11 protein-coding genes are annotated in these 12,216 nt (G+C 72.6%); 9 read left to right on the forward strand and 2 right to left on the reverse strand.

Going from position 1 to position 12,216, the window contains the following annotated elements:
- The first annotated feature begins 138 nt into the window (after positions 1 to 138).
- The 5 genes from ACT3TZ_RS01600 to ACT3TZ_RS01620 all read left to right on the forward strand — a co-directional run bounded on the left by ACT3TZ_RS01600 (position 139) and on the right by ACT3TZ_RS01620 (position 6,969).
- Positions 139 to 951: a response regulator transcription factor gene (locus ACT3TZ_RS01600; protein ID WP_444581638.1), complete on the forward strand. Its 813-nt coding sequence runs from the start codon at positions 139 to 141 to the stop codon at positions 949 to 951.
- A 95-nt stretch (positions 952 to 1,046) separates the two neighbouring features.
- Entirely contained in the window at positions 1,047 to 2,117 is a 1,071-nt protein-coding gene (locus ACT3TZ_RS01605) for a sensor histidine kinase (protein ID WP_444581664.1), read from the forward strand.
- Between the two features lie 104 nt (positions 2,118 to 2,221).
- Positions 2,222 to 6,118, forward strand: a complete 3,897-nt coding sequence (locus tag ACT3TZ_RS01610; protein WP_444581639.1) for a multifunctional oxoglutarate decarboxylase/oxoglutarate dehydrogenase thiamine pyrophosphate-binding subunit/dihydrolipoyllysine-residue succinyltransferase subunit — start codon at positions 2,222 to 2,224, stop codon at positions 6,116 to 6,118.
- Between the two features lie 79 nt (positions 6,119 to 6,197).
- Positions 6,198 to 6,830: a GDSL-type esterase/lipase family protein gene (locus ACT3TZ_RS01615; RefSeq protein ID WP_444581640.1), complete on the forward strand. Its 633-nt coding sequence runs from the start codon at positions 6,198 to 6,200 to the stop codon at positions 6,828 to 6,830.
- Positions 6,831 to 6,894: 64 nt separating this feature from the next.
- Positions 6,895 to 6,969, forward strand: a complete 75-nt coding sequence (locus ACT3TZ_RS01620) for a 50S ribosomal protein bL37 (protein ID WP_370297284.1) — start codon at positions 6,895 to 6,897, stop codon at positions 6,967 to 6,969.
- Between the two features lie 85 nt (positions 6,970 to 7,054).
- Here ACT3TZ_RS01620 and rsrA read toward each other — a convergent pair whose 3' ends face one another.
- Together rsrA and ACT3TZ_RS01630 are read right to left on the reverse strand one after the other, a co-directional pair.
- The gene (gene rsrA, locus ACT3TZ_RS01625; RefSeq protein ID WP_444581641.1) at positions 7,055 to 7,429 is read right to left on the reverse strand and encodes a mycothiol system anti-sigma-R factor; all 375 of its coding nucleotides are present in this window, start codon (positions 7,427 to 7,429) and stop codon (positions 7,055 to 7,057) included.
- Positions 7,426 to 8,082, reverse strand: coding sequence for a sigma-70 family RNA polymerase sigma factor (locus tag ACT3TZ_RS01630; RefSeq protein ID WP_444581642.1), 657 nt, complete (start codon positions 8,080 to 8,082; stop codon positions 7,426 to 7,428). The genes rsrA and ACT3TZ_RS01630 overlap by 4 nt, the downstream gene beginning before the upstream one ends.
- Positions 8,083 to 8,378: 296 nt before the next feature.
- Between ACT3TZ_RS01630 and ACT3TZ_RS01635 the strand changes: the two genes are divergently transcribed.
- From ACT3TZ_RS01635 to ACT3TZ_RS01650, 4 genes are all read left to right on the forward strand, one after another.
- Positions 8,379 to 8,945, forward strand: a complete 567-nt coding sequence (locus ACT3TZ_RS01635) for a hypothetical protein (protein WP_444581643.1) — start codon at positions 8,379 to 8,381, stop codon at positions 8,943 to 8,945.
- A 6-nt stretch (positions 8,946 to 8,951) separates the two neighbouring features.
- Positions 8,952 to 10,274, forward strand: a complete 1,323-nt coding sequence (gene aroA, locus ACT3TZ_RS01640; RefSeq protein WP_444581644.1) for a 3-phosphoshikimate 1-carboxyvinyltransferase — start codon at positions 8,952 to 8,954, stop codon at positions 10,272 to 10,274.
- Positions 10,268 to 11,314, forward strand: a complete 1,047-nt coding sequence (gene rsgA / locus ACT3TZ_RS01645; RefSeq protein WP_444581665.1) for a ribosome small subunit-dependent GTPase A — start codon at positions 10,268 to 10,270, stop codon at positions 11,312 to 11,314. Before aroA ends, rsgA begins: the two co-directional genes overlap by 7 nt.
- A 70-nt stretch (positions 11,315 to 11,384) precedes the next feature.
- Positions 11,385 to 12,179: an inositol monophosphatase family protein gene (locus tag ACT3TZ_RS01650; RefSeq protein ID WP_444581645.1), complete on the forward strand. Its 795-nt coding sequence runs from the start codon at positions 11,385 to 11,387 to the stop codon at positions 12,177 to 12,179.
- The last annotated feature ends 37 nt before the right edge of the window (positions 12,180 to 12,216 follow it).

Raw genomic sequence — 12,216 nt, forward strand, 5'->3', positions numbered from 1 at the left:
GCGCCGGTACTCGGTACGGGCGATGCAGTCATGATGCGGGGGAGTCTAGGGGAGGCAGGTCGTGCGCATCCAGTGAACGTCCCGAGGAGGTGACCGGTCCGCCACGGGCGCGCGCCTGCCCGTCGATACAGTGTCCGCATGTCCACCCCGAGGTCCTCGCCCCTTCCCCCCTCGCCATCGGCCGCGTCCGCCCCGTCGACGTCCAGGACGTCCGCGGAGGGCCCGGACGGGACCGGTGCGCCCACCCGGGTCGTCGTGATCGAGGACGAGCCCACGATCACCCGCGCGATCGCCGACCGCCTGGCGGCGGAGGGCTGGCAGGTCTCGACCGCGCTCGACGGCCCCTCGGGGGTGCGAACGGTGGCCCGCGAACGTCCCGACGTGGTCGTGCTGGACGTGATGCTGCCCGGCTTCGACGGGCTCGAGGTGTGCCGACGGATCCAGGCGGACGTGCCCGTGCCCGTCCTCATGCTCACCGCGCGCGACGACGAGACGGACATGCTGGTGGGTCTCGGGGTCGGCGCGGACGACTACATGACCAAGCCCTTCTCGATGCGCGAGCTCGTGGCCCGCCTCAAGGCCCTGCTGCGCCGGGTCCGTCGTGCCCCCTCTCCCGCCGAGGAGCAGTCGGCCACGACGGTGCTGACCCTCGGGGACCTCGTGATCGACCGTGGCAGCCGGCGGGTGACCCGGGCCGGGGAGCTCGCCCATCTCACCCCCACCGAGTACGACCTCCTGCTGTGCCTGGCCCAGACCCCCGGCACCGTCCTGACCCGCGAGCAGCTGCTGGCCGACGTGTGGGACTGGATCGACGCGACAGGCACCCGCACCGTCGACTCCCACGTCAAGGCCCTGCGCCGCAAGCTCGGGGCGGACCTCGTGCGGACCGTCCACGGGGTCGGCTACGCGCTGGAGACCCCGGACGACGCCGACGAGGACGCCCCGGCGTGACCCCCTCCCCCTCCGGCCCGCCGCCGGGTCGGTCGGCACCTGACTCCGGCGGACCGGCGGACCCGCGCCGCGGCGAGGGCCTGGACGTCCTGGACATGCGGCCGCTCTCGGGCCTGGGATCCTTCAAGGTCAAGCTCGGCGTGCTGGTGGGCGTGTCCGTCGCCGTGGCGTCCGCACTGGCGTGGATCGGCTCGCGCGCCGGTCTCTCGGCCCTGTTGACGATCCCCGTGGTGATCGTGATCGGTCTGGCCGTCACCCAGGTGCTCGCCCGCGGCATGACCTCGCCGCTGCGGGAGATGACCCGGGCCGCCCGGGCCATGGCCCGTGGCGACTACGGCCAGCGGATCACCACGTCCTCCCGGGACGAGGTGGGGCAGCTCGCGGAGGCCTTCACCGTCATGGCCCGGGACCTCGAGGAGACCGACCGCATGCGCCGGGACCTCGTCGCCAACGTCTCCCACGAGCTGCGGACCCCGGTCGCTGCGCTGCGGGGCCAGCTCGAGAACCTCGTCGACGGGGTCACCGAGGCCGATCCCGCGGCGCTCCAGGTGGCGCTCACCGAGACCGAGCGACTCTCCCGCCTCGTCGACCATCTGCTGGACCTCTCGCGCCTGGACGCCGGGGTCATCCGCCTGGATCCCGAGCTCATCGAGCTCACCCCGTTCCTCCACGAGGCCGCGGACGCCGCCGCCCTGCGCGCCCGGGCCCGTGAGCGGGACGTCCGCTGGATGATCGACGTGCGCCCGGCGGACCTCACCGTCCACGCGGACCCCGAGCGCATCCACCAGGTGATCGCGAACCTGCTCGACAACGCCGCCCGCCACTCCCCCGCCGGAGGCCGGATCCGGGTGGACGCCGCCGCCCTCGAGGACGGCTCCGGGATCTGGCTCGAGGTGCGCGACGAGGGGCCGGGGATCGCCCGGGAGGACCGGGCACGGGTGTTCGAGCGGTTCCAGCGCGGCGGCGGCGCCGACAGCTCCGGCGGCACCGGGCTGGGACTGGCCATCGCACGCTGGGCGGTCACTCTGCACGGCGGCACGATCGACGTCCGGGACGACGACGCCCCCGCCCACCGGGCCGATGGCCGGTCCTCCGTCATCCACGTGACGCTGCCCGACACCACGCAGGCCCCCGGTCCCTCCCCCGGGACCGCGGCGGACGCCTGAGCCGGGGCTCCGCACCCCGTCCGGCCGGGACCACGCGAGCACGCGGCCTCGGTTAGGCTGGGCACATCCTCGTACGCGACATCCAGAAGGCTGGCGATCTCAGCGTGTCACAGAAGACACAGGCCCCCCGCGACGCGGTCGCGGACCCCGAGTTCGGGCCGAACCAATGGCTCGTCGACGAGCTCCACGCCCAGTGGACGGACGACCCCTCGAACGTGGACCCCTCCTGGGCGGAGTTCTTCCGCGCCCGGTACGGCGCACCCGCCGCTCCCACCACGGACGACGACGTCCGCGATCCCGAGGAGCCCGCACCCCCGACACCCCCGGAGGCCGCGCCGCCGCGCGAGCCCGAGAAGCCCGCGGCGCGACCGGCGCCCGCCGAGCCCGCGGCGGCTCCCGCGAAGGCGACCGACCCTCCGGCCCCCGCCCCGGCCCCGGCCCCGGCCCCGAATGCTCCTGCGGACACTGCGACCCCGTCCGCCGAGCCCACCATGACGACCACCGGCGGATCCGCCGCACCGACTCCCTCCGAGGACACGAGAGCACCCATGGCATCCAGCGACTCCCCCGCCCCCGGGGTCTCCACCACGTCCGACCGCCCGGCCAAGGCACCGGCGCCCCGCACAACGGACGATGCTCCCGCGCCGATCGCCCCCGAGGTCGTCAAGCTCCGCGGCCCCGCCGCAGCCGTCGTGCGGAACATGGACGAGTCGCTGACCGTGCCCACCGCGACGAGCGTGCGCGACGTGCCCGTCAAGCTCCTGTTCGACAACCGGTTGGTCATCAACAACCACCTCAAGCGCAACCGCCAGGGCAAGGTCTCCTTCACCCACCTCATCGGCTTCGCGATGATCGAGGCGATCACCGAGATGCCGGACATGAACAACGGCTTCGACGTGGACGACAAGGGCAAGCCCGTCATGCTGCGCCGCGAGGACATCAACTTCGGCCTCGCGATCGACATGCCGCGGCCCGACGGCTCCCGCGGCCTCGTGGTGCCCAGCATCAAGGGGTCCCAGCGGTTCGACTTCCGCGGGTTCTGGCGCGCCTACGAGGAGGTCGTGCGTCGCGCCCGCGCCAACAAGCTGACGATGGACGACTTCACCGGCACCACCGTCTCGCTCACCAACCCCGGCGGCATCGGCACCGTCCACTCGATCCCCCGTCTCATGTCCGGGCAGGGCACGATCGTGGGCGTCGGGGCGATGAACTACCCGGCCCCGTTCCAGGGCGCGAGCCAGGACACGCTGGCCGAGCTCGCGATCTCCAAGGTCATGACGCTGACCTCGACCTACGACCACCGGATCATCCAGGGCGCCGCCTCCGGCGAGTTCCTCAAGCGCATGGCCGACAAGCTGCTGGGCCTCGACGGCTTCTTCGACCGCGTCTTCACCTCGCTGCGGATCCCGTACGAGCCGATCCGCTGGGTCGCGGACAACCCCCTGCACGACTCGCAGGAGGAGAAGTTCGCCCATGTGATGGACCTGATCCACTCGTTCCGGGTGCGCGGTCACCTGATGGCCGACATCGACCCCCTGCAGTACCGCCAGCGCACCCACCCGGACCTCGACGTCCAGACGTACGGCCTGACGCTCTGGGACCTCGACCGCACCTTCCCCACCCGGGGACTCGGCGGCCGCTCGACGATGACGCTGCGCGACATCCTCGGCGTGCTGCGCGATGCGTACTGCCGCACCATCGGCGTGGAGTACATGCACATCGCCGATCCCGAGGAGCGCGCCTGGATCCAGCAGCAGTTCGAGTCGCCGCACGAGCGCATGTCCAAGGAGGTCCTGACGCACATCATGGACCGCCTCAACGCCGCCGAGGCGTTCGAGACGTTCCTGCAGACCAAGTTCGTGGGCCAGAAGCGCTTCTCCCTCGAGGGCGGCGAGTCCGTCATCCCGCTGCTGGACTGCATCGTCAGCGATGCGGCGCACGAGGGGATCGACGAGGTGACGATCGGCATGGCCCACCGCGGGCGGCTGAACGTCCTGTCGAACCTGGCGGGCAAGAGCTACGGGCAGATCTTCCAGGAGTTCGAGGGCACGCAGTCCAGCCTCGGCTCGGGCGACGTGAAGTACCACCTGGGCACCGAGGGCACCTTCACCGCCGAGGACGGTGCGAGCACCAAGGTCTACCTCGCGGCCAACCCCTCGCACCTCGAGGCGGTCAACCCCGTCCTGGAGGGCATCACGCGGGCCAAGCAGGACCGCCTGAACCGCGCCGGCAGCGACTTCCCCGTGCTGCCGCTGCTCATCCACGGCGACGCCGCCTTCGCCGGACAGGGCGTGGTCACCGAGACCCTGAACCTCTCGGAGCTGCGCGGATACCGCACCGGCGGCACGATCCACGTCGTCATCAACAACCAGATCGGCTTCACGACCGAGCCCGACTCCTCGCGCTCGTCGTACTACTCGACCGACGTCGCCAAGGCCACGCAGCTGCCGGTGTTCCACGTCAACGGGGACGACCCCGAGGCGTGCGTGCGGGTCGCGGAGATCGCCTTCCGGTACCGCCAGAAGTTCCGCCGCGACGTCGTGATCGACATGGTCTGCTACCGCCGACGCGGGCACAACGAGGGTGACGACCCCTCGATGACGCAGCCGCTCATGTACGAGCTCATCCACGACAAGCCCAGCGTGCGCAAGCTGTTCACGCAGGCGCTCATCGAGCGCGGGGAGATCACCGAGGACGAGCACGCCGAGATCGCGAGCAACTTCCAGCACCATCTCGACCAGGCCTTCTCGGCGTCGCGCACCGAGGGCGGCTCCGCGTCCAAGGACTCCGTCAAGGGGCTGGACCTCCCCAAGTCCCAGCGCAAGTCCGAGAGCACCGAGGTGCCCGACACCGTGGTGACGGCCGCGGTGCTGGCGCGGATCGGCGACGCGCACACGGCCATGCCGGAGTCCTTCACGGTCCATCCCAAGCTGCAGGCGCTCGTGGACAAGCGTGCCAAGCAGGCCCGTGAGGGCAAGATCGACTGGGCCTTCGCCGAGCTCCTGAGCTTCGGGTCGCTGCTCCTGGAGGGCACGCGGGTGCGCCTGTCGGGGCAGGACTCGCGTCGCGGCACGTTCACCCAGCGCCACAGCGTGCTCATCGACCATCGGACCCAGGACACCTGGACGCCGCTGCTGCACCTCTCGGACGACCAGGCGCGCTTCAACGTCTACGACTCCTCGCTGAGCGAGTTCGCGGCGCTGGGCTTCGAGTACGGCTACTCCGTCGAGAGCCCGGACTCCCTGGTGCTCTGGGAGGCCCAGTTCGGCGACTTCGTGGGCGGCGCGCAGACGATCATCGACGAGTTCATCTCCTCCTCCGAGCAGAAGTGGGGGCAGAACTCGGGCGTGGTCCTGCTGCTGCCCCACGGCTACGAGGGCCAGGGGCCCGACCACTCCTCGGCACGGCCCGAGCGCTTCCTGCAGATGTGCGCGGAGCTGAACATGCGGGTGGCCGCGCCGTCGAGCCCGGCCAACTACTTCCACCTCCTGCGCCGGCAGGCCAAGCTCGAGCCGCGCCGTCCCCTCATCGTGCTCACCCCCAAGTCGATGCTGCGCAACAAGGCGGCGGTCAGCGCGGTCGAGGAGTTCACCCACGGCACCTTCTGCCCGGTGTTCGACGACGACACGCTGACCGTGGACAAGGGCACCGTGCGCGAGGTGCTGCTGAGCACGGGCAAGCTCCACTGGGACCTCGCGGCGCACCGGCGCGGCGAGGGCATCGAGGACGTCGCACTCGTGCGCGTCGAGGAGCTGTACCCGCTGCCCGCCGAGGAGCTGCGCGAGGTGCTCGCCGCCTACCCGGAGGCCCGCGTCCGCTGGGTCCAGGAGGAGCCGGAGAACCAGGGCGCGTGGGCGTTCATGGCCGTGAACTTCGCCGACCAGGTGGGCCGCGACCTCGACGTGGTCGCGCGACCGGCCTCCGCCTCGCCCGCCACCGGCACCGCCGGTCGCCACAAGGCCGAGCAGGAGGATCTCCTCCGGCGCGCCTTCACGCTCTGACGGCACCCGTGCGGGGCCGGCCTCCGGAGGTCGGCCCCGCACGTCGTCGTCCCCGTCCCCATCCTGTCGAGGAGTCCCCGTGACCGAGAACCCTGCCGGCGCACCCGGCCGCATCCGCCTCATCGCCCTGGGCGACGAGTTGCTCGCCGGAGTGGGCGATGCCCGCGCGCTGGGCTGGCTGGGCCGTGCGGTCGCCCGCCAGCAGAGCCACGGCGCCCCGGTCGAGCTGTTCCCCGTGGCGCTGCCCCGCGACACCTCGGCCTCGCTCGCCGAGCGCTGGGAGCGGGACGTCGCCCACCGCAGCGACCCCGAGGCCGTGGCGGAGGGCCGCCTTGCCCACCGGGTCGTGATCGGCCTGGGGACCGGGGACATCGAGAGCGGCATCTCGGTGGCACGCTCGCGGCTGAACCTGGCCAAGGTGCTCGACGGCCTCGAGCGGCTCCGGATCCCGGCCTTCGTGGTGGGGCCCCCGCCTGTGCGCGACCGCGCCCGCACCGCGGCGATCCGCGATCTCTCCTCGGCCTTCGCGGACGTCTGCGAGCGTCGGCGCGTGACCTACATCGACACGGTCGAGGCCCTCGCGGACCACGACCAGTGGAAGACCGATCTCGCCCTGACGGGCGGCGAGGTGCCCGCGCAGACCGGGTACGGGCTGATGGCCTGGCTGGTGCTGCATGGTGGCTTCGGTCGCTGGCTCGGCACCCAGGCCTGACGTCCCGGACCCGCTGTGGCACAATAGCGGGGTTGTCCACAGCGGTGAAGGAAGGAGTGGCGACATGAGCAAGCGCGGTCGCAAGCGCAAGTCCCGACGCAAGAGCGGGGCCAACCACGGCAAGCGTCCCAACGCCTGAGCCGTCCGTGAGTCGACGAAGGGCTCCTCCCGATCGGGAGGAGCCCTTCGTGCGTCCCCGTCCTCGCGCGGCGCGCCGCGCGCCGTCAGGGGCCGGTGACGGTGATGCTGCGGGTCGTCCGGACGGAGACCTCGGTACGGGTGCGGTGCACCTCGATGCTGATGCGCTCGCGCAACGAGGCCGGGGCGGTCTCCGCGGCGCAGCAGCGTCGTACGAGCTCCTTCATCCGCAGCACCCGCTCCACCTCCTCGACGCACTCGGGGCAGGTCTCCCAGTGCTGTCGGAGGCGTTCGGCGAGCTCGGGGGTCAGCTCGCCGTCGGCGGCCTCATCCAGGGCGAAGCGGCGTGCCACCTCGCGCGTGTCCTCGTGGGGGGCCTCGGCCGCTCCGTCCCGCTCCTCGGCGCGTCCCGGTCCCGGGGTCCCGGTCGCGTCCGCGCCGGTGATGTCCGACCCGTTCATGCCTGTGCCTCCTCGTCGCTGCTCCCGCGACCGATGCCCAGCTCCCGGGCGTGGTCGCCCAGCAGCTCGCGGAGCTGTCGGCGGCCTCGGTGCAGTCGGGACATGACGGTCCCGATCGGTGTCTCCATGATCTCGGCGATCTCCTTGTAGGCGAACCCCTCGACGTCGGCGAGGTAGACCGCCATGCGGTAGTCCTCGCGCAGGGAGGCCAGGGCCTCCTTGACGGCGGAGTCCGGGAGCTTGTCCATCGCCTCGGCCTCGGCCGAGCGCAGGCCGGTGCTCGTGTGGGACTCGACCTGGGCGAGCTGCCAGTCGCTGATGTCCTCGCTCCACGACTCCTGGGGCCTGCGCTGCTTGGCGCGATAGCTCGAGATGTACGTGTTGGTCATGATGCGGTACAGCCAGGCGCGCAGGTTGGTGCCCGGCGTGAACCGGTCGCGTGCCCGGAACGCCTTGAGGAAGGTCTCCTGGACCAGGTCCTCGGCGTCCTGGGGATTGCGCGTCATGCGCAGCGCACCGCCGTAGAGCGCGTCGAGGTGGCCCAGCGCCTCGGCCTCGAAGTCGAAGCCGTCCGCGGCGTGCGGGGCCGTCGCGGGCGCACCGTCGGGCGGGGCCTGCGGCTGCTCGCGAGGGGTCGTGTCCGGTGTCGTCATCGGCGCCGAGAATACGCCACGCGCCCGGTCTGTCCGTGAGCGGGGGCGCGAGGACTCCCTCGTGATCGTCGCGGTCATGCGTCTCCTCCTGCCGGGTCCCGGGGCGTGCATCCGTGTGCAACGCCGGAGATGACGCCCCTGTTCCCCGCACGCCGCACCTCCGCCGGAGCCCGGCGCGCCCTCCCCCGGCGGTCCGCGCGCGATAGCCTGTGACCAGACCGGATGCCCCGCCGCCGGGAGGGATCCCCCGCCCTGTCGGTGATGCACCCCACCACACCCCTGATCGTGAGGACACCATGTCGCTGATCCGCAGCATCGCCCGCCCCCTGCTCGCCGCGCCCTTCGTCCTCGAGGGTGTGCGCACGGCCCTGCATCCCGAGCGCGAGATCGACGTGGCCCCGGCCGCCTTCGGCCAGGTGGACAAGGCGCTCTCGCGCAGCGCCGCCCCCTCCTTCGTCGACGCGCGCGCGATCGTCCGCGGCGCCGGCATCGTCGCCGCGGGTGCGGGCCTGCTGTACGCGACCAACCGCGCCCCCCGTGCCGCCGCCGTGCTGCTGCTGGCGACGACCTCCGTGGGGCTGGCCAACCGCAAGAAGATCTGGCAGCTCCGCGGCGAGGAGCGCGTCCAGGAGCTGCAGTCGATCCTCACCGACGCGGGCCTGCTGGGCGGGGTGCTGCTGGCCGTCGCCGACACCGACGGCAGCCCCTCGCTGCGCTACCGGGTCGACAAGCTCGTGCAGCGGGGCCAGCGGTCCGCGGCGCGCACGCAGAAGCAGCTCGAGAAGTCCGCCTCGTCGCTCAAGGACTCGGCGTCCAAGAAGGCCGACGAGGTCGCGCGCGCGGTCCACCTCGACCGCGCCTGACCCGCCGTGCCCGAGCTGAGCTGGGCCGCCCCGCGCGCCGACGCGCCGGTGGACGCCTTCGTCCGCGTCCCAGGATCCAAGTCGCTCACGGCCCGCTGGCTGGTGCTGGCCGCCCTCGCGTCCTCCCGCAGCGTCCTGCGAGCTCCTCTGAGCTCGCGGGACACGCGCATCATGCGCGACGCGCTCGAGCGTCTCGACGTGCGGTTCCAGGAATCGCATGGATCCCTCCAGGTCGAGCCCGGTCCGTGGGGCACGGGCTCCCGCCGGGACGTCGAGGTCCACACGGGTCTCGCGGGCACCGTCATGCGGTTCGTGCCCGTGATCGCCCCGCTGCACGACGGCGACGTCCGCTTCACCGGGGATGCGTCCGCGCTGCGCCGGCCGATGGGACCCGTGATCGCCGCCCTGCGCGCGCTCGGGGTGGAGGTCACCGAGCACGGCGAGCCCGACCGCCTGCCCCTCACCGTGCACGGCCGGGGGCACCTGCCGGGCGGGGTCGTCGAGATCGACGCCTCGGCGTCCAGCCAGTTCGTCTCGAACCTGCTGCTCGTCGCGGCACGGGCCTCCGAGCCCCTCACGGTGCGCCACGTGGGCTCCACGTTGCCGTCCCTGCCCCACATCGAGATGACCCTCGCCGTCCTCGAGCAGGCCGGGGTCGCGGCCACCCATGAGGTCGCCGGGGACGGCACCCACACCTGGACCGTGACGCCCGGCCCCATCGAGCTCGGCGAGGTGCTCGTCGAGCCCGACCTGTCCAACGCCGGCCCGTTCCTCGCGGCCGCGCTCGTGACGGGCGGGACCGTGAGCATCGCCGACTGGCCCGAGCACACCACCCAGCCGGGCGACGCCTATCGCGAGCTGCTCACGCGGATGGGCGGGACCGTCGAGCGCGAGGGCACGGACCTGGCCGTCACGGGCACCGGGGCCATCGCGGGCATCGACGTGGACCTCTCGGCCGTCGGTGAGCTGACCCCCACGATCGCCGCGCTCGCGACCCTCGCCGAGGGGCCCAGCCACCTGCGCGGCATCGGTCATCTGCGCGGCCACGAGACCGACCGCATCCATGCCCTGGCCACCGAGCTCGCCAAGGTCGGCGCCCGCACCGTCGAGCACGAGGACTCCCTCGAGATCCATCCCGGGCCGCTGACGGGCTGCACCTTCGCGACCTACGAGGACCACCGCATGGCGACGGCGGGCGCGATCATCGGCCTGCGCGTGCCCGGGATCCGCGTGGTCGACGTCGAGACGACCCGCAAGACCCTTCCCGATTTCGTCGGGATGTGGCTGTCGACGCTGCACACGGACTCCCCGGCGGCCTCACGGTGGTGACCCGCCGCGGCCGCGACCTCGACGAGTCGGACATCCGCGTCCGCCCCAACCGACGCGGCTCGCGACCACGCACCAAGGACCGTCCCGCCCATCGCGACGCGGTCCCGGCCCGCGTGGTCGCCGTGGACCGCGGGCGCTGGCGCACGGTCGTCGACGCCGGCGGAGACGACGAGCACGAGGTCACGGCGATGCGAGCCCGCGAGCTGGGACGCTCCCCCGTGGTGCCCGGGGACATGGTCGCCCTGGCCGGGGACACGAGCGGACGGGAGGGGACCCTGGCCCGGATCGTGCGGATCCAGGACCGCACCTCGTTCCTGCGCCGCAGCGCCGACGACGACGACCCGACGGAGCGCCCCCTCGTGGCCAATGCCGACCTGGTCGTCGTGGTGACGGCGCTGGCCGACCCCGAACCCCGCGCGGGCATGGTCGACCGCTGCCTGGTGGCCTCGTACGTCGCCGGCATCGACGCGCTGCTGGCCCTGACGAAGGCGGACCTCCGCGACCCCGCCGCGTTCCTCCGCGACTACGCGCCGCTGGGCGTCGACCACGTCGTCACGCACGTCGCGCCCGATGGGACGATCGTCGGCCTCGACGCGCTGCGTGAGCGCCTGACGGGCCGGATCAGCGTTCTCGTGGGGCACAGCGGCGTGGGCAAGTCCACCCTGCTCAACGCCCTGGTCCCCGGGGCCGGTCGCGCCACCGGAGCCGTCAACGACGTGACCGGCCGGGGCCGGCACACCTCGAGCTCCGCGCTCGCGCTGCGGCTGCCGGACCGCAGCGGGTGGCTGATCGACACCCCCGGCGTGCGGTCCTTCGGGCTCGGGCACGTGGATCCCGACGAGCTCCTCGACGCCTTCGAGGACCTCGCGCCGCTGGCCGAGGAGTGCCCCCGCGGCTGCACGCACCTGGCCGATGCCCCGGACTGCGCCCTCGACGCGGCGGTCGCCGAGGGACGGGCGGGCACCGCCGGTCCCTCCCGCCTGCTCTCGTACCGGCGTCTGGCCGAGGCGCTGCGGCGCAACGACCCCTGGGACGTGTGATCGCACGGCTCGCCCGCGCTCCGTGGGCGGATCACCTGGTGCCGTCGCCGTGGCCCGTACAGTGAGACCCATGTCCGCCCGATACGCCGATGATCTCCGGCTCGCCCACGTCCTCGCCGATGCGGTGGACCAGCTCACCACCTCCCGCTTCAAGGCCCAGGACCTCAAGGTCGAGCAGAAGCCGGACCTCACCGAGGTCACCGACGCGGACCGCGCCGCCGAGCAGCTGATCCGCTCCCAGCTCGCCCGGGCCCGCTCCCGCGACCAGGTGATCGGCGAGGAGTTCGGCACCACGGGGCACTCCTCGCGGCAGTGGATCATCGATCCGATCGACGGGACCGCGAACTACGTGCGCGGCGTGCCCGTGTGGGCCACGCTCATCGGCCTCGTCGAGGACGGCGAGGTGGTGGTGGGGCTGGTCTCGGCGCCCGCGCTGTCGCGACGCTGGTGGGCGGGATCCGGCACGGGGGCCTGGACCGGCACCCGGCTGTCCTCGGCCACGCAGCTGCACGTCTCGGAGGTCTCCGAGATCGAGCACGCCTCGCTGTCCTACTCCTCGCTGCACGGCTGGGCCGAGACCGACCGTCTCCCCCAGATGCTCAACTACATGCAGCGGTTCTGGCGCACGCGCGCCTACGGCGACTTCTGGTCGTACATGCTGCTGGCCGAGGGCGCCGTGGACGTCGCCTGCGAGCCCGAGCTGAACCTGCACGACATGGCCGCGCTGGTCCCGATCGTCACCGAGGCGGGCGGGCGCTTCACCTCGCTCGACGGCGAGGACGGCCCTTTCGGCCCGGATGCGATCGCGACCAACGGGCTCCTCCACGAGGAGTCCCTCGCGGCCCTGGCACGCCGCCGCGACTGACGGCCCGCGCCGATAGACTCGCCCCGACAGCGGGCCG

The sequence above is a fragment of the Brachybacterium sp. AOP25-B2-12 genome (assembly GCF_052378625.1).
GTDB lineage: Bacteria > Actinomycetota > Actinomycetes > Actinomycetales > Dermabacteraceae > Brachybacterium.